Annotated in this window: 15 protein-coding genes; 7 read left to right on the top strand and 8 right to left on the bottom strand. The window is 71.3% G+C overall.

Annotation, left to right across the window (positions count from 1 at the left end):
- Positions 1 to 181 precede the first annotated feature (181 nt).
- Both ACZ7MX_RS30075 and ACZ7MX_RS30080 read left to right on the top strand, forming a co-directional pair.
- Entirely contained in the window at positions 182 to 1,282 is a 1,101-nt protein-coding gene (locus tag ACZ7MX_RS30075; RefSeq protein WP_472136545.1) for a glutathione S-transferase family protein, read from the top strand.
- A 326-nt stretch (positions 1,283 to 1,608) separates the two neighbouring features.
- Positions 1,609 to 1,908 (top strand): hypothetical protein, encoded by a 300-nt coding sequence (locus ACZ7MX_RS30080; RefSeq protein ID WP_472136547.1) that lies wholly within the window; start codon positions 1,609 to 1,611, stop codon positions 1,906 to 1,908.
- 195 nt (positions 1,909 to 2,103) lie between these two features.
- On the opposite strand, the gene ACZ7MX_RS30085 is transcribed toward ACZ7MX_RS30080, so the two are convergent.
- Complete coding sequence (locus ACZ7MX_RS30085; RefSeq protein ID WP_472136549.1) at positions 2,104 to 3,435, bottom strand: aminotransferase-like domain-containing protein; 1,332 nt, start codon at positions 3,433 to 3,435, stop codon at positions 2,104 to 2,106.
- A gap of 304 nt (positions 3,436 to 3,739) precedes the next feature.
- Here ACZ7MX_RS30085 and ACZ7MX_RS30090 point away from each other — a divergent pair, with 304 nt between their 5' ends.
- Positions 3,740 to 4,582, top strand: a complete 843-nt coding sequence (locus tag ACZ7MX_RS30090; RefSeq protein WP_472136551.1) for an alpha/beta fold hydrolase — start codon at positions 3,740 to 3,742, stop codon at positions 4,580 to 4,582.
- Between the two features lie 889 nt (positions 4,583 to 5,471).
- Here ACZ7MX_RS30090 and ACZ7MX_RS30095 read toward each other — a convergent pair.
- A complete protein-coding gene (locus ACZ7MX_RS30095; RefSeq protein ID WP_472136553.1) occupies positions 5,472 to 6,245 on the bottom strand; it encodes a class I SAM-dependent methyltransferase in 774 nt (257 codons plus the stop codon).
- Between the two features lie 1,005 nt (positions 6,246 to 7,250).
- Between ACZ7MX_RS30095 and ACZ7MX_RS30100 the strand changes: the two genes are divergently transcribed.
- The 3 genes from ACZ7MX_RS30100 to ACZ7MX_RS30110 all read left to right on the top strand — a co-directional run bounded on the left by ACZ7MX_RS30100 (position 7,251) and on the right by ACZ7MX_RS30110 (position 10,270).
- On the top strand, positions 7,251 to 8,855 hold the full coding sequence (locus tag ACZ7MX_RS30100) for a CocE/NonD family hydrolase (protein ID WP_472136555.1): 1,605 nt from the start codon (positions 7,251 to 7,253) through the stop codon (positions 8,853 to 8,855).
- Between the two features lie 419 nt (positions 8,856 to 9,274).
- Positions 9,275 to 9,730 carry a pyridoxamine 5'-phosphate oxidase family protein gene (locus tag ACZ7MX_RS30105; protein WP_472136557.1) on the top strand — a complete coding sequence of 152 codons (456 nt, stop codon included), beginning with the start codon at positions 9,275 to 9,277 and terminating at the stop codon, positions 9,728 to 9,730.
- A 63-nt stretch (positions 9,731 to 9,793) separates the two neighbouring features.
- The gene (locus ACZ7MX_RS30110; protein WP_472136558.1) at positions 9,794 to 10,270 is read left to right on the top strand and encodes a hypothetical protein; all 477 of its coding nucleotides are present in this window, start codon (positions 9,794 to 9,796) and stop codon (positions 10,268 to 10,270) included.
- A gap of 146 nt (positions 10,271 to 10,416) precedes the next feature.
- Here the strand turns inward: ACZ7MX_RS30110 and ACZ7MX_RS30115 are convergent, their stop codons facing one another.
- From ACZ7MX_RS30115 to ACZ7MX_RS30135, 5 genes are all read right to left on the bottom strand, one after another.
- On the bottom strand, positions 10,417 to 11,286 hold the full coding sequence (locus tag ACZ7MX_RS30115) for an amino acid ABC transporter permease (protein WP_472136560.1): 870 nt from the start codon (positions 11,284 to 11,286) through the stop codon (positions 10,417 to 10,419).
- Positions 11,283 to 11,927 (bottom strand): amino acid ABC transporter permease, encoded by a 645-nt coding sequence (locus ACZ7MX_RS30120; RefSeq protein ID WP_351532973.1) that lies wholly within the window; start codon positions 11,925 to 11,927, stop codon positions 11,283 to 11,285. Before ACZ7MX_RS30120 ends, ACZ7MX_RS30115 begins: the two co-directional genes overlap by 4 nt.
- Before the next feature lie 19 nt (positions 11,928 to 11,946).
- Complete coding sequence (locus ACZ7MX_RS30125) at positions 11,947 to 12,900, bottom strand: glutamate ABC transporter substrate-binding protein (protein ID WP_472136562.1); 954 nt, start codon at positions 12,898 to 12,900, stop codon at positions 11,947 to 11,949.
- 14 nt (positions 12,901 to 12,914) lie between these two features.
- Positions 12,915 to 13,658 carry an amino acid ABC transporter ATP-binding protein gene (locus tag ACZ7MX_RS30130; RefSeq protein ID WP_472136675.1) on the bottom strand — a complete coding sequence of 248 codons (744 nt, stop codon included), beginning with the start codon at positions 13,656 to 13,658 and terminating at the stop codon, positions 12,915 to 12,917.
- A gap of 266 nt (positions 13,659 to 13,924) precedes the next feature.
- Positions 13,925 to 14,365, bottom strand: coding sequence for a DUF6278 family protein (locus ACZ7MX_RS30135; protein ID WP_310726437.1), 441 nt, complete (start codon positions 14,363 to 14,365; stop codon positions 13,925 to 13,927).
- Between the two features lie 146 nt (positions 14,366 to 14,511).
- Here ACZ7MX_RS30135 and ACZ7MX_RS30140 point away from each other — a divergent pair, with 146 nt between their 5' ends.
- Positions 14,512 to 16,350, top strand: a complete 1,839-nt coding sequence (locus ACZ7MX_RS30140; protein WP_472136563.1) for an SGNH/GDSL hydrolase family protein — start codon at positions 14,512 to 14,514, stop codon at positions 16,348 to 16,350.
- 122 nt (positions 16,351 to 16,472) lie between these two features.
- Here the strand turns inward: ACZ7MX_RS30140 and ACZ7MX_RS30145 are convergent, their stop codons facing one another.
- Positions 16,473 to 17,267 carry an exodeoxyribonuclease III gene (locus ACZ7MX_RS30145; RefSeq protein WP_472136565.1) on the bottom strand — a complete coding sequence of 265 codons (795 nt, stop codon included), beginning with the start codon at positions 17,265 to 17,267 and terminating at the stop codon, positions 16,473 to 16,475.
- Between the last annotated feature and the right edge of the window lie 52 nt (positions 17,268 to 17,319).

Consider the following 17,319-nt stretch of genomic DNA (forward strand, 5'->3'; position numbering starts at 1 on the left):
CAAGACACCCGACCTGCCGTAAGGCACGCGGCTTGCCGTGAGGCGCACGACGTGCCGTAAGGCGCACGGCCCGACGGCCCGGGTCCCCGCCATGAGGTCCGGGCCCGGAGGGCACACGATGGAGAACACGAGGGGCACGCAATGGCCCGGGGGTCCGCGCCACCGCAGACGGAAGGAGCCGATGATGCCCGGCAACGGCAAGGGAAGTGGCAACGACAGCGGGAACGGCAACGGGAACGGGAACGGGAACGGGAACGGCAAGAGCGACGGCAATGCCGCGTACGGCAGCAAGCCCTTCAAGCGTGCCAAGAGCCACTTCGCCGACCGCGTCACGGCGGACGGCCGCGACGGGTGGCCGGTCGAGGCCGGCCGCTACCGCCTGGTGGTCAGCCGCGCCTGCCCGTGGGCGAGCCGCGCCGTGGTCTCCCGGCGGCTGCTCGGGCTGGAGGACGCGCTCTCGCTCGCCATCACCGACCCCCTCCAGGACGACCGCAGCTGGCGCTTCACCCTGGACCCGGACGGCCGCGACCCCGTGCTGGGCATCCGCTACCTCAGCGAGGCGTACGACGCCCGCGAGAAGGACTACCCCGGTGGGGTCAGCGTGCCCGCTCTCGTGGACATCCCCAGCGGCCAGCTGGTCACCAACGACTTCCAGCAGATCACCCTGGACTTCGCCACGGAATGGACCGCGCTGCACCGTCCCGGCGCGCCCGACCTGTATCCGGAGCCGTTGCGCGAGGAGATCGACGTGGTCATGGCGGGCGTCTACCGCGACGTCAACAACGGGGTGTACCGGGCCGGGTTCGCCACCGGGCAGAGCGAGTACGAGTCCGCCTTCCACGATCTCTTCCGGCGCCTGGACCTGCTGTCCGAGCGGCTTTCGGACCGCCGCTACCTCGTGGGCGACACGATCACCGAGGCCGACATCCGGCTGTTCACCACACTGGTCCGCTTCGACGCCGTTTACCACGGCCACTTCAAGTGCAACGGGTTCAAGCTGGCCGAGGACCCGGTGCTGTGGGCGTACGCCAAGGACCTCTTCCAGACCCCGGGCTTCGGCGACACCGTCGACTTCCACCACATCAAGCAGCACTACTACCGGGTGCACACGGGCATCAATCCGGCCGGTCTGGTCCCGGTCGGGCCGGACCTGTCCGGCTGGCTGACCCCGCACCACCGCGAGGAGTTGGGCGGCCGGCCGTTCGGCGACGGCACGCCGCCGGGCCCGGTCCCGCCGGCCGAGGAAGTGCCGCCCACCGGCCGCCCCGAGCCCCTGCACTGACCGTGGGGCCCATGTCGCCTGGCCCGACCGCCGTGCCCACGCCCGCCCCGGCCGCCGTGCCGCGCCGTGCCGTGCCATGCCGTGAGAGGCTGAAACAAACAGGACCCGGGCGCAGATTCAGGGACTGACGGGGCAGACGGGGCAGACGGGGCAGGCAGCGTCGGACGGACCGCCAGGGTCGGACAGAGACATCAGACAAAGACACTCAGCAGAGCACTCGGGCAGAGCACTCAGATAGAGCATTCGGATAGAGCGCTCGGACAGAGATGCTCAGGTAGAGACACAGGGACAGACGGGACTCCACAGTCAGCCGAGGAGTGAGTCCGATGAGGATGGTCCTGAAGGCCCGGATACCGACCGAGGCGGGCAACGCGGTATTCAGGAACGGCACCCTGTTGAAGATCCTGGATGCGGCGTACGCCGCCCTCCAGCCGGAGGCGGCGTATTTCACCCTCGAAGACGGCGAGCGCACCTGCTTCTTCTATTTCGACATGCAGCAGTCCTCCCAGATGCCACCGGTGCTCGAATCGTTCTTCATGGACCTGAACGCGAAGGTCGCGCTCCAGCCGGTGATGAACGCCGACGATCTCCGCACGGGTCTCGGGGACATGATGAGCGGGACGTGAGCCGGGGGGGCGATGAGCGCCACCTGAGCCGAGGGGCGCCGCTGGGCGCCGCCTGGGCCGAGGGGGCGGGCGGTACCGGGCGGGGCGGCGCCCGGCGACCGTATTGAGCGCGCCAGCTGCCCCATCCGCCCGGCCGTCCCCACCCCTCCTGGCCGTCGTGGTCATCCCCCCGTCCCGGCCGTTCCGACCGCCCGCTCACTCCGCCGGACCGCTGTCCTCCGGTACGCCCCGGGCCAGCCCGGCCAAGACGTCGAGCGCCTCGGCCAGGGCGTCGAGCGACGGGGAGGCGAGCGCCAGGCGTACGGCGTTGGGGGCGTGCCCCGTGCCGACGGCGAACGCTCCGGCCGGGGTGACGGCGATCCCGCGGCGCGCGGCAGCCGCGACGAAGGTGTCGGCCCGCCACGGCTCCGGCAGGTCCCACCAGCAGTGGTACGCCTGCGGATCGGCCCGGACACGGAAGCCGTCCAGCCGCTCGGCGACGATCCGCTGACGCTCGGCCGCATCGGCGCGCTTGGCCTCCTCCAGGGCCGCCGCGGTGCCATCGGCCATCCAGCCGGTGGCCGCCTCCAGTGCAAAGCGGGAGGCGGTCCAGGTCCCCGACCGGAGGGCGGCCGCCAGTTCGCGGCTGAGGCCCTCGGGCACCGTGAGGAAACCGAGGGACAGGCCGGGCGCCAGCCGCTTGGACAGGCTGTCGATCACCACGGTGCGCTCGGGCGCCACAGCCGCCAGCGGCGGAAGGTCGGGGCGAAGAAACCCGTAGATCGCATCCTCAATGATCCGCAGATCCAACTCCCTTGCCACATCGGCCAGTTCACGTCGCCGCTGGTCGGGCATCGTGATGCCGAGCGGGTTGTGCAGCGCCGGCTGGAGGTAGACGGCACGCAGCGGGGCGGCGGCCCGGACCGCTGCGGGCGTCAGACCGTGCTCGTCCATGGCGAGCGGGACGAGGGTGACGCCCAGCCGGGCCGCGATGCCCTTGACCACGGGATACGTCAACGCTTCGACGCCCAGCCGTTCGCCCGCCGGCACCAGCGCGGCGATCGCGGCGGCCACCGCCTGCCGCCCGTTGCCCGCGAAGAGCAACTGGCCGGGATCCGGGGCCCAGTCGGCCCGGACGAGATGGGCGGCGGCGGCCTCCCGCGCCGCGGCCGTACCGGCCGGGCCCACCGGGCGGAGCGCGGCGGCCAGGGCATCGGGGCGCACCAGGCGTTCGAGGCTCTTGGCGAGCAGCGCGGGATGCTCCGGCAGGACCGGGAAGTTGAGTTCCAGGTCGATCCGGGCCTCCGCCGGCTCGGCCAGGGAGGTTTCGGCGCGCGGTGTGGCGGTACGAACGTAGGTGCCGCGGCCGACCTCCCCGACGGTCAGGCCGCGCCGGCCCAGTTCGCGATACACCCGGGCCGCGGTGGAACTGGCGATCCGCCGGTCCCGGGCGAACCGCCGCAACGGCGGCAACCGGTCCCCCGGCCGCAGCCGCCCCGCAGCAATGTCCGCCGCCACCCCATCAGCCAGCACCCGATAGTCGTCCATCCTCACCTTTCCCGCTCCCCGTCTTCCCGTCTTCCCATCTGCCCGTCTCCCTGGCCCCGGGGTGAGGTCCCACTCCCCGGCCCCCGGCGTGCCCGCCCACCCTCGCTCGCGCCGCCCACCCTCGCCCTCGCCGCTGCCCTGCCCTGCCCTGCCCTGCCACGACAACATCGCGGCATTGACCAGCGCAGACCACCCTCAGCACGCCATAGCCTACATTGCACCGATCACATTATTCCTATTGCGCCGAGTAATTGCACCTCATAACATCGAGCGCGTCACATTGAACGCGGAGGGGATGTTCAGCATGGGATCGGTCGTCATAGGCGAAATCACCGTCGGCTACGAGGATGCGGGTGATCGGGAGGAGAGCCACCGGAACGAGAGCGGTGGCGAGCCGCTGGTGCTCATCCACGGCCACCCCTTCGACCGCTCCATGTGGCGTCCGCAGATCGCCCACTTCAGCCGGGCCGGCCGACGGGTGATCGCCCCGGACCTGAGGGGCTACGGCGAGAGTTCGGTCGTTCCGGGCATTACGCCGCTGGATACCTTCGCCCGCGACATCGCCGGGCTGCTCGACCACCTGGGCATCGAACGCTGCGTACTGGGTGGGCTCTCCATGGGCGGCCAGATCGTCATGGAGTGCTACCGCCTCTTCCCCGAGCGGATCCGCGGTGTGGTGCTCGCCGACACCTTCGCGGCGCCCGAGAGCGACGAGGGCAAGGCAGGCCGCCGGGCGATGGCCGAGCGCCTGCTGCGTGAGGGGATGGCCGACTATGCGCAGGAGGTGCTCGACAAGATGATTGCACCGAGCACCATCGCATCCCGGCCGGAGGTCGCCGCACACGTCCTGGGCATGATGACCGGCACCCCGCCCGAGGGCGCAGCGGCCGCCCTGCGCGGCCGCGCCGAGCGCCCCGACTACCGGGAGCTGCTCACGCGGATGTCCGTACCAGCACTGGTGGTCGTCGGCACGGAGGACGTCTACACCCCCGTGAGCGACGCCCGCGACCTGCACCAGCGCATCCCCGACAGCACCCTGGCGATCATCCCCGAGGCAGCCCACATGCCGAACCTGGAACAGGAGGACGACTTCAACGCCGCCCTCTCCACCTTCCTCACCACCCTTCCCGCCCCCACCATCAGGTAGGCCACCCGCCCCTCCACCCCTTCGGTATCTCCCGCACCTTCCGCACCCTCCGCACTGCCGAGGCCGTAGCGCTGGCCTCGGCGGCGGGTGTGGTGGCCGGTGTGGACGGCATGATCGGGTAACGCACGATCGGCGCCTCGGTGGGGGGCGTCGGTGGGGGCGTGGGTGAGGGTGAGGGTGTCACCAAAGCCGGGGCGTTCGTCGGGGTGCTGGTCGGTGAAGAGGAACGGATGCTGGACGTCCACCACGGGCAGCCGCACCGCGGCCATGGCGGGCAAGGACGGGCCCCTGAATGCCGGCAGCGAGCACGCCCACCAGGCCGGCTCGCAGCAGTTCACCCGCCGCGCCGGTACGCACCCCGACACACCCCTCCCGCGCCCTGCGGTACGCGTCCCACCGCCAGCACCTGCACGAGGTGTACGCCAGCGGATCGGGCACCGCCGGACCGCTCCGCGGCGGCCGCCCCGAGGCGGGTCGGACCCACCGGGGCAGCTGCGCCGTCGGACGGGACACACAGCCCGCCGAGCGCCCGCTCGACGTCGCCCAGAGCGGGCGCCAGCGCCACCGCGACCGCATCCCGCGCGTCCAGCACCCGGGCTTCAGGGCCCAGCCGGCAGTCGCGCTCGACGTCCTGCTAAGCCTCGGCCAACTGCTCCTCGATGGTGACCACTTCAAGGCAGCCGACCAGCCAGAACGCAGGCTCTTCGTCAGGTCGTACGCCCCACCAACGCCGGCCCTGGCCTGCTTACCTTCGTCTACTCACCTTCATCTGCCTGCCTTCTTCCGCTTGCCTTTCGCCGCTTGACTTTCGCTGCTCTCCTTTCACTGCTCGCCGTGCCGCGCCCGGGGCGCCGTAACGAGCCAGCCACCGCGCCACCTGACGCGAACTTCACCCCGCCTGGCGCACCCGGCCATACGCCAGCAACGCCCGGTGCGGCAGCACCAAGCCACCGTCCTCGTCCTTGAACTCCTCGGCCAGCAGGGTGAAGTGTCGCCGAACGCGCTCGGCTCCCTCCGCCCCCTGACTGGTAACGACCCGCCCAATCGTGGCCACCCCTGCCGCCGGCCCCTGCCACCACTCCTCCGCCGTCGTGCGGTGATCCCAGGCCAGCGAACGGCACCCCGCCTCGGTCAGCCCCGCCCCGGTCAGCAGCGCCGTGAGTCCCTCCTCCGTACGAGGGAAGTCGTCCTCCGGCGCGAGCGCGGGCACATCGGCCGGCCGGGGCACTCCGGCTGCCGCCACGGCCCGTCCGAGCAGCGCCTGCCCGGACGCCGCGGGCGCGGCCCAGACCGTGAGCGCGATCCGGCCGCCCGGCCGGGTCACCCGACGGAGCTCCGCAAGCGCCACCCGCGGCCGCCCCACATGATTGAGCACTAAGTTGCCCACCACCGCATCGAACTGATAGCCCGCGAAGGGCAGTTGAGGCAACGCGGCAATGTATACGGAAGCATCCGGAACACCCTGAGCGGCACGCCGAGCCATCCCGGGTTCGGCATCCACCGCCACCACCTCGGCACCCCGCGCACCCGCCGCCGCAGCGACCACTCCGGGGCCCGTCCCCACGTCCAGCACCCGCATGCCCGGCCCCACCCCCGCAGCCTCGAGCAGTGCGGGCACCGGATACGCACACAGCCTGCCGAACCCTGCCTCGTAGGCGGCCACGCTCCCCGCCCAGGCCCGCCGCTCACTCACATCGAACGGCGTCTGAGCCCACGCCGCCCCACCCACCTCAGCCGCCTTCACGACCTGCTCCTCTCCAACTCGCCATCAACCGACCGTCGCCCCATCCTTAGCTCCCCCGCCCCCACCTCTCCCCCACCCCGACACTCCCCCACCCCCCAGCCACTCCTCCAACCACCCCGACTCGCCCCCACTGAACCAACTCGGCCCGCCGCAGCCAGACGCGCCCAGACGTGCCCAACGCCGCCCGCGCCATCCAACTCAGCCCAGCCCACCCCCAACTCGCGCCACTCGCACCAACTCGCACCGGCCAACTAGTCCCAGCCAGCTCAACTTTGCCCACCGAGGCCAGGCGACGCCTGACAGACCCCGGCTCTCCTCGCCCCACCCCAACTCGCCTCGACGCGGCTGGACTCGGCTCGATGCGGCTCGATGCGGCTCGATGCGGCCTGCCCCAGCCGAACACGACCGGACACGGCTCCACACCGCCCGAATTCGACCCGCCCCACCTTGCCCCCAACTCGAATCCGGCGCCGCCCCACGCACCCCGAGGCGGCCGGGAGTCGGAGTCGGCCCCGACGTACCTCCACGTGGATGAACTCACCCCCGCCGCCACAGCCAGCCCGGACAGACGGACTCAGCGACGGGCCAGACAGGCTCACCCCGGGCTGCGCCGGGCCGGGCCAGGGCGCAGGCCACGCCAGACCAGACAGGCAACGCCAGGCCACACTCGACCCAACCAGCCTCCCCCTCCGCCTCACCCCAACTCGCCCGCCCTCCGCCGAAGTCGGGAGCACCTCGCCCAGACCCACCCCCACTCAGCCCCGACTCGCCCCCGACCCAAGGCTGTTACCCACCCGTAACCTACCGATGGGTTACCTTCGGTAAGGGTCGGACTTTACTCTCCAGTCACCTCGGGTCGGGCGTATGCCCCCTCCTGTCCCCAGACAGCGTGCGGCCGGCTCGCATCGAGATCTGGAGCAGATGATGACCCCCTCCCGTACGACCCTGCGCGCCGCTATCGGCACCGTTTCGGCGGCAGTGCTGGCCACGACCGTGCTCACCGGCGCACCGGCCACCGCCCAGGCGGCGACCCGGGACGCCACCCCCGCGGCCACGGCGTCCGCCGGTTCCGCCTCCGTGCGGTTCGTCGACATCAAGGGCGAGGGCGGGATCACCCTCAAGGCCAACGTCTTCATGCCCGCCGGTGCGGACGGGACGCGGCGGTACCCGGTCATCGTGCTGCCCACCAGCTGGGCGATGCCGCAGATCGAGTACATGGCACAGGCCAAGAAGCTGGCCGACGCGGGATATGTGGTCGTCGGATACAACTCGCGCGGCTTCTGGCAGTCCGGCGGGCAGATCGAGACCGCCGGACCGGAGGACATCGCCGATGCCTCGAAGGTCATCGACTGGGCGCTGGCGAATACCCCCGCCGATCCGCAGAGGGTCGGTATGGGTGGGGTCTCCTACGGGGCCGGGATCAGTCTGCTGGCAGCTGCGTTCGACAAGCGGATCAAGGTGGTGGCGGCGCTCAGCGGCTGGGCCAACTTGATCGATTCGATCTACAGCGGACGGACCCAGCATCTGCAGGCGGCGGCGATGCTCGGCGGCACTGGTGAGCTGACCGGGCGGCCGAGCGCCGAACTGCGCACCGTGCTCAAGGACTTCCTGGCCTCCAACCTCTCCAAGGAGAAGGACCTGATCGCCTGGGGGAAGAAGCGCTCCCCCGCCACCTATCTCGACCGGATCAACGCCAATGGCGCGGCGATCATGCTGGGCAACGCATGGGGCGATTCGCTTTTCCCGCCCAACCAGTACGCCGACTTCTTCGACAAGCTCAAGGGACCGAAGCGGCTGGAGTTCCGGCCCGGCGACCATGCGACCGCCGAGGCCCTCGGGTTGTTCGGGCTGCCCAACGACACCTGGACCGACACCCAGCGGTGGTTCGACCACTACCTCAAGGGCGCCGACAACGGGATCGACAAGGAATCTCCGGTGCTGCTCAAGTCCCGTTCCAGCGGGGCCTACGAGGGCTACAAGAGCTGGAAGGACGTGCCGTCCGCGCACCGGAAGATCGCCCTGGACGGCAGCCCGCAGATCAACACCAACTGGGACTCCGGCGCCGACGGCGGGATGATCTTCCTCTCCAGCATGCTGGATCAGTTCTTCCGGCTGCCGCCGATGGCCTCGATCCCGCTGCTGCCGCGCTCGCTGGCCGCCGTCTGGCAGTCCGAGCGCTACGAGACCGGGCAGCGGGTCCGCGGCACCACCCGGCTGCACACCACCCTCACCAGCACCGCGGAGAGCGGTACCGCGATCGCGTACCTCTACGACGTCGGCCCGCTCGGCATCGGCAAGTTGGTGACCCACGCGCCGTACACCTTCCACGGCAAGACGCCCGGGCAGCCCTTCGGCGTGGACCTGGAGTTGTTCTCCACCGCCTACGACGTCCCGGCCGGGCACAAGCTGGCGGTGGTCGTGGACACCGTCGATCCGCTGTACATCGAGCACAATCCGTCCGGCGCCCGGCTGACGTTCTCCTCTCCCGCGGACGATCCCTCGTACGTCTCCGTCCCGGTGCGCGACTAGGCGCCGCGGCGGTGCCGGCCCCGGTTCGTCGACACGTGGGTGAGAGCCGGGGCAGGTAGGGCGGCGTGCGCCGAGGGAGTGACGAGCGAGGGTGCGGGGAACGAGGGCGCCGGGAGCGCGGGTGTGCGGATTGGGGGAACGGGCTACGCCGGGGTGGGTGAGGAGGGTGAGGGTGGACATGGCGGGGCCTCCCGAAGGGACGTCGTCTGACGGACTGTTCGTGTCATCAACGGTTCCACGAACCCCGGCCCAGGTCATCGCACCACGGGTTGACCCACCTCAACCCCTGGTTCTCAACCCCTGGTTCTCCTTCGTGGTTTGTTCTCCCTCCTCCCGGCGGCCCGCGGACCGGTCGTAGGACCGGGGGCGTACAGCGCGGGCCCGAGGCGGCCCGGGGTGGTGGCCGCTAGCCTCACCGCATGGCCACCACCCCACCGGCCCGCGACGCCGGGCAGCGGAAGCGCGATGCGCTCGCACGACTGAGGACGGACGAGGACGCCTGGGTCTCCTCGGCGTCCGCCGACGGCACGCCCTACCTCGTGCCGTTGTCGTTCGTCTGGCACGACGAGCGGCTGGTGATGGCCACGAAGAAGAACAACCCGACGGCCCGCAACCTCCGGGCCAACGGTGCCTCCTGGGTGGCGCTGGGCCCCACCCGGGACGTGGTCCTCATCGAGAGCACGGCCGAGACCGTCGCCTCCGACGCACTGCCCGACGACACGGGCAAGGCATTCGCCGAGAAGCTCGGCTGGGATCCGCGCGGCCGGGAGGCCTGGGTGTTCCTCGTCTTCCGCCCGCGCCGGATCCTGGTCTGGCGCGAGGTGAACGAGCTCGCGGGGCGGGAGCTGATGCGGGACGGGGTGTGGCGGGTGTAGCCCCGGGCGGCCGCGCGGGCCATGCGTCACGGCCCGGGAGCGGCCGGTGGCATGATCGCAGGTATGGGATATTCCGCGTCGACCCCGCAGCAGCGGCCGCATCTGCCCACGACCGAGTCAGCCGTCGCGGCCGTACGGGAGGTCGCCGAGGAGTACCGGCTCGAAGTGACCGTCACGGACGACATCGGTGCGGACGTCACCTCCCGGCGCACCTCCGCCGGGGCGTTCACCGTGCTGGACCCGGACGGCTCGCTGCCGCACGAGGCGTTCGTGGAGCTGGGCGGGGATCCGGCGGTCAGCGTCCAGTTGTTCCCCGAGGACGATGCGAAGATCACCGTGGACGGGGTGGAGTTCGCGGATGTGCCGCGGGATGCGGTGCCGGCGTTCCTGCGGTCCGTGTACGGCGGTCTGGCCCACGTCAAGACGCGGTTCTTCCCGCCGGGACAGTGGCTGGTCGTCCCGCTGCCCGGTGATGAGACGTACAAGGAGCTGGTCCTGGGCGGGGCGCTCAGCCCCTGGCTCGCGCGCCACATCCGCTGACGGCGGCCCCAGCGGCCACGGAGGGCCCGTACGGATCCTCAAACGCCCCGGAAGGGCCTGGGAAAGCCCGCGCCCCCTCCCTTCCCTCCTCCTCCCTTCCCTTCCCCTTCCCTGCCTCCCCGCGCCTCCTCCGCCCGGCCCCCGCCTCAAAGCGCCGGCCGCTGGTGGTCGCCCGGCATGAGGTTCCCCGGTTCCGCGGCGGCCACCTCGGCGGACTCGACCTTGGGGTTGCGCATTTGGCGCCGGGAGACCCAGTTGGCGAACCAGGAGAGCAGCATGCACATGCCGATGTAGATCGGCGCGATGATCATGACGACGGGGATGAACGGCAGGTCGTAGTCGAGGTTGGAGGCGATGAGCTTGCCGGCGTGCAGGAACTCCTCGTAGGTGATGAGGAATCCCAGCGAGGTGTCCTTGAGCGCGACGACCAGCTGGCTGATGATCGCCGGCAGCATCGCCCGGACCGCCTGGGGCACCAGCACGTACGTCATGACCTGTGTCTTGTGCATGCCGAGCGCGTAGGCGGCCTCGCCCTGGCCGCGCTCGACGGCGTTGATGCCGCTGCGGAAGACCTCGGCGAGGACCGAGCCGTTGTAGAGCGTCAGGCCGGCGACCAGGGCGGGCAGCGGCGCCACCTGGAGCGCCACGTAGATGAAGAAGATCATGACGAGCAGGGGCATCGCGCGGAAGAACTCCACCACCAGCGTGCACAGCCAGCGGACCGGCCGGTGGACGGAGAGCCGCCCGGTGGCGAGCACCGCGCCGAAGGCCAGTGACAGCACCGCGGCGAACCCGAAGGCCCGCAGGGTGTTGGCCAGTCCGTTCAGCAGGAGTTCCTGGATGCCGACGTAGGTGAAGGGGCTCCATTTCGCGGTGGTGAACTGGCCGGTGACGAAGAGCAGATAGAGGATCCAGCCGATCAGGGCGAGGATCACGACCGTCCCGGCGAGTCCGTAGGCCCGGTGGCGGGTCCTGGTCCGGGGGCCGGGGACGTCGTAGAGGGCGTTGGCGGTCATCGGGCGACTCCGTAGTGCTTCTCCAGCACGTTGAAGATCGCGCTGATGGAAAGGGTCACGATCAGGTAGCCGACGGCGATCCAGACGAAGGTCCAGATGATGCTGTAGCCGAGCTCGTTGAGCGGTTTGTAGACGCCGAGGAGTTCGACGACGCTGAAGGCGCCGGCGATCGCGGAGTTCTTGGCGAGCGCGATCAGTGTGGACCCGATGGGCGGGATGACGGAGCGGAACGCCTGCGGCAGGACGACGATGCCGAGGGTCTGCGGGAAGGTCATGCCGAGGCTGCGGGCCGCCTCGCCCTGTCCGGTCGGCACGGTGTTGATGCCGGAGCGGACCGCCTCGCAGATGAAGGCGGAGGTGTAGCAGCCGAGCGCCAGGATGGCGAAGAGCTTGAAGGGCAGGACCAGGCCGAACCGCGGCAGGCCCAGCACCACCGCGAAGAACAGCAGGGTCAGCGGCGTGTTGCGGAGCACCGTCACCCACGCGGTGCCGAAGGCCCGCAGCGAGCGGACCGGGGCGACCCGGAAGGCCGCCATGAGGAAGCCGAGGGCGAGCGCCAGCAGGGAGGCGTAGACGGTGAGTTCGACGGTGCCGAGCAGCCCCTCCGCGTAGAGGGAGAGGTTGTCGAGGAGAACGTTCATCGGTCGGTTCCTTGGCGGCTCAGGTCGCCGGGTAGCGGTCGATCGGGGGCGGCTCGGGGGCAGGCACCCCGGACAGGCCGAGGGTCGCGTCGTAGGCCTTCTTCCAGTTGCCGTTCTTCTCGTTCGCGGCGAGCGCGTCGTTCAGGGCGAAGCGCAGCGCGTTGTCGGCGCGCGGGACGCCGATGCCGTACGGCTCCTCGGAGAAGGGTTTGCCGACCACCTTGAGCTCGCGGGGGACCTTGGCGGCGTAGCCGAGCAGGATCGCGTCGTCGGTGGTGACCGCGTCGACCTGATAGGTGAGCAGGTTGTCCACGCACACCGAGTAGGTGTCGTAGGCGACGAGGACGGCCTTGGGGTACTCGGACTGGATGCGCTGGTACGGGGTCGAGCCGGCCGCCGAGCAGACGCGTTTGCCGGCCAGGTCCTGCGGTCCGTGGATGTCGTGTTCGTCGGTGCGGACCAGCAGGGACTGGCCGGCCATGTAGTACGGGCCGGCGAAGCCGACCAGCTTCTTCCGCTTGTCGTTGATCGTGTAGGTGCCGACGTAGAGGTCGATCTGGCCGTTCTGCAGGGCGGTCTCGCGGTTGGCGGAGGCGATGGTCCGGAACTGGATGGTGCGCGGCGGGAAGCCGAGGGCGGCGGACATCATCTTGGCGATCTCGATGTCGAAGCCCGTGTAGACGCCGGTGGCGGGGTCCTTCTCGCCGAGGTAGGGCTGGTCCTCCTTGACGCCGATGATGAGGTGGCCGCGGCGCTTGGCCGCCACCCAGGTCGGGGAGGACGGCAGTCGGAAGTTCCTGGCGACCGGGTACTGGGGCAGTTCGCTGCCCTCGGGGCCCTTGACCGGTGGGCTGCCGGCCCGGCCGCAGCCCGCGAGGACCAGTGCGAGGACGCCCACTACGGCGAGCACGAGGACCGTGCGGGTGCGGGGCAGGCGCGTGGAGCGTCGGTGGGCAGACTGTCGGTACGGCATGGCGGCACCCCCGTTCAGTGCTTGAGGATCTTGGAGAGGAAGTCCTTCGCCCGCTCGCTGCGCGGGGCGGTGAAGAATTCCTCGGGGGTGCGGTCCTCGACGATCCGGCCGTCGGCCATGAACACCACGCGGTTGGCGGCGGACCGGGCGAAGCCCATCTCGTGGGTGACCACGACCATGGTCATGCCCTCCCGGGCGAGCTGGCGCATGACCTCCAGCACCTCGTTGATCATCTCCGGGTCGAGTGCGGAGGTCGGCTCGTCGAAGAGCAGCGCCTTGGGGTCCATGGCGAGCGCGCGGGCGATGGCGACGCGCTGTTGTTGGCCGCCGGAGAGCTGCGCGGGATATTTGTCGGCCTGGGAGACGAGCCCGACCCGGTCCAGGAGCTCACGGGCGCGCCGCGCGGCCTCGTCCTTGCGCTTCTTCCGGACCTTGACGGGGGCCAGCATGATGTTGTCGAGCACGGTCTTGTGGGCGAAGAGGTTGAACGACTGGAAGACCATGCCGACCTCGGCGCGCAGTTGGGCGAGTGCCCGGCCCTCTTCGGGCAGTGGTCTGCCGTCGAGTTCGATTGTGCCCGATTCGATGGTTTCCAGGCGGTTGATGGCCCGGCACAGGGTGGACTTCCCGCCCCCGGAGGGCCCGATGACCACGACCACCTCCCCACGGTCGACGGTGAGGTCGATGTCCTGGAGGACGTGCAGTTTTCCGTAGTGCTTGTTGACCCCGCGCAGTTCAATCAGCGCCTCACCGGCCATGTCCGACCTGCCCACTCTCATCCGTACAGCGGAGAGCCCGCAAACTACCGGGGAGATTGAGGCGGTACGCCCTGACACGCACGTCCAGGCGGATTCGCGAGGATAAATCGGGTAAGTCGGTCTGATGAGGTGCGGGGCCGGGTGGTGCCCTCGGTGGCGGGCACCGGAGCGGTACGGAGGGGCCGGGTGCGGCGATCGCGGGCTTACGGGTCGGCTCCCGGCGGCCTCGGCCTACGGGTCAGCTCTCCGCGGCCTCGCTCTACGGCTCAGCTCTCCGCGGCCTCGGCGTACACCTGGGAGAGTTCCGGCGCGCCGTCGTCGGCCCACTGGTGGCCGGCCGCCACGACGTCGATCTCGCGCCCGGACGCCAGCCGGACCACCGGTTGCCCGTCCGGCCAGACGTGCCAGACCGCGCCGCGGACGGTACGCACCACTACGGTGCCCAGGTACAGGCCCGCGTCGTTGCCGAGCCAGGGCGCCACCTCGGGATCGTCCCGCCAGACCGGCTGGAGCTGGTCCAGCCGCTCCAACGACCGTACCGAATCGTCGAGTTCGACCCCCGCGGTGGCGGCGTGGGACCGCAGCAGCTCGCACTCGGACAGCAGCTCGATGACGCTCTCCGGGTCGGCGCGCACCGACTCCGCGAGCGGCACGGACCGGCGGGTCGGCGGTCGCTTGCGCCACTTGTCCAGGAAAGACATGTTCATGGTGTGCAGGGTCCCACCCCACCTGTGGTCGGGGCCACAGGCGCGCGGCGTGCCCCGGCGCCGTACGCCACCTTGACGCGCCCCCGTCGGCTCCCTACCTTCAGTCCGCCCGGAGCGGAACGGCGACCGGAGGGGGACACGGACCGATGCGCCTACGCCGATGGGGTACCGCCCTGACACTGCTGCTCCTGATGACCGCGCTGCCGGGCACCGCGCTCGCGCCGACGGCCGCGGCAACCACGGCGCCGCCGGCACCCCGCCCGCTGCCCCGGCTCTTCGACAACACGGCGGTGAGCGACAACTCCCGCCCCGCTGCGGCCGATTTCGACGGTGCGGGCCGCTCGCTGTCCGCGCAGGACCTGGCGGCGGCCGGCTGGTCGCCGGGGAGCGTGCTGACCCTCGACGGCGCACGACTCCGCCGGCCGCGCGGCGCGGCCGGGACGCCGGACAACGTACGGGCCGACGGCCAGGCGGTCGCGGTGCGCGGCCGGGGTGATGCGCTGACCTTCCTCGTGGCAGGTACGGGTGGCCAGGCGGCCGGCCGCGGAACCGTCCGTTACCGGGACGGCTCGCACAGCGCTTACGAACTCACCGCTCCCGATTGGCGCGCCGGCCCGCTGAGCACCAAGGCGGTGGCGCTGCCGCACGTCAACGCCCCGGACGGGCAGTCGGCCGGTCCGGCGCGCCTCTACGCGGTGACCGTACCGCTGCGGCCGGGGCGGGAGGTGGCGTCGGTGGTGCTGCCACCCGCGCCCCCGGCCGCGGCCGCCCTGCACGTCTTCGCGCTGTCGGTGCGGGACACCGGGCGCGGCCGCACCGGGAGTTGGGCGGCGAGCACGGCCGGCTACCGCGCCGTCGGCCCCTGGCGGGACCGTACGGTGCGGCTGGTCGTCCACAGCGGCGCGGGCGGGCCACGGGCGCGGATCCGGATCGCCAACACCTTCGCGGCGGCACCGGTCGCCATCGGGGCGGCGAGCATCGCGGTGCGCGGTACGGGGGCGGCGGCCGACGGCCGGCCCGTGGCGCTGACCTTCCGGGGGCGGGCCGGGGCCCGGATACCGGCCGGCGCGGAACTGTTCAGCGATCCCGCCGCCTTCACCGTCCCCGCGGACACCGATCTGCTGGTGAGCCTGCATCTGCCCGGGACGGTGACCGCGGCGCCGGTGCACCAGGAGGCGGCCCAGCTCTCGTACGTGAGCGCCGACGGCGGCGGCGACCGCACCCGGGACACGGCCGGTGGCGCCTACCCGCAGACCATGGCCTTCTGGCCGTTCCTGACCGGTCTGGAGATCGACGGCGGCCCCGGCTCGATCGTCGCGCTGGGCGATTCGATCACCGACGGGGTGAAGTCGACGAGCGGCACCAACCGCCGCTGGCCGGACGTCCTCGCCCGCCGCTTCCGGGCCCAGCACGCGCTGCCCCGCTACGGCGTGCTCAACCACGGCATCTCGGCGAACCGCATCGTCACCGACCGCTATCAGGGCGACGGGGTGAGCACGGACACCGGCGGGGTCAGCGCCCAGCACCGCCTGGAACGGGACGTGTTGGCCCAGGCGGGGGCGCGGACCGTGGTGGTCTTCGAGGGCATCAACGACGTGCGCTGGGGCACCCCGGCCGAGGACGTCATCGCCGGTCTGCGGGCGCTGGCCCGGCGGGCGCACGAGCGGGGGCTGCGGGCGGTCGCGGCAACCCTCACGCCGTGCGGGGGCTACCCCGACTGCACCCCGGCCGCGGAAGCCCGCCGGCAGGCCGTCAACGCCTTCCTGCGCGACGGCGCCGGGCAGGGCGCCTTCGACGCGACCCTGGACTTCGACGCCGTACTCCGCGACCCGGCCGCTCCCGCCCGCATGCGCCCCGCCTACGACAGCGGCGACCACCTCCACCCGGGCGACGCGGGGCTGCGCGCGCTGGGCGAGTCGATCGAGCTGAGGACGCTCGTGCCGGGGAGGACGCTCATGCCCGGGAGGGCGCTGATGTTCCGGTAGGACGCTGATGTCCGGCAGGACGCCCACGCCCTGAAGGGATCCGCCTCGTGCCCTGAAGGGATCTGCCTCGTGGTCTGAGGGGATCCGCCTCGTGCCCTGAGGAGCCTCGAACGGGAAGCCCGTTACGCCCCGACGGGCTGGACGTCCAGGTCCACCACGACCGGGGCGTGGTCCGAGGCGCCCTTGCCCTTGCGCTCCTCGCGGTCGACGTAGGCGTCGGAGACGGCTTTGGCGAAGGGGGCGTTGCCGTAGACGAGGTCGATGCGCATACCGCGGTTCTTGGGGAACGCGAGCTGGCGGTAGTCCCAGTAGGTGTACGGGCGGTCGTACTTGAGGGGGCGCGGGACGACGTCCGACAGGCCCGCCTCGCGGAGGGCCTGGAGGGCGGCGCGCTCGGCGGGAGTGACGTGGGTGGAGCCGACGAAGACGGCGGGGTCCCAGACGTCCTCGTCCGTGGGGGCGACGTTGTAGTCCCCGAGGACCGCGAACGGGCGGTCGCCCGCCGCGTCCTCGGCGACCGCGGTCTTCAGGGCCTCGAACCAGCCGAGCTTGTAGGTGTAGTGCGCATGGTCGACCTCGCGGCCGTTGGGCACGTAGACCGACCAGACCCGGGCCGCGCCGCAGGTCGCCGCGATGGCGCGGGGCTCCTCCACGCCGTCGTACTGCGGCCCGCCGGGGAGGCCGACGACGACGTCCTCCAGCCCGACCTTGGACAGCACGGCCACGCCGTTCCACCTGCCGTTGGCGTTGACCGCGGCCTCATAGCCGAGCTCGCGGAGCTGCTCGTACGGGAACTGCTCGGCGGTGCACTTGGTCTCCTGGAGGCACAGCACGTCCGTGCCGGAGCTCTCCAGCCAGGCCAGCAGCCGCGGCAGGCGGGCGGTGATCGAATTGACGTTCCAGGTCGCGATGCGCATGTCTGCAAACCTACCGCCCGCCACTGACAACCCGGGCCCGGTCCTGGTCCGG

It is taken from the genome of Streptomyces sp. NPDC107765 (genome assembly GCF_055657085.1).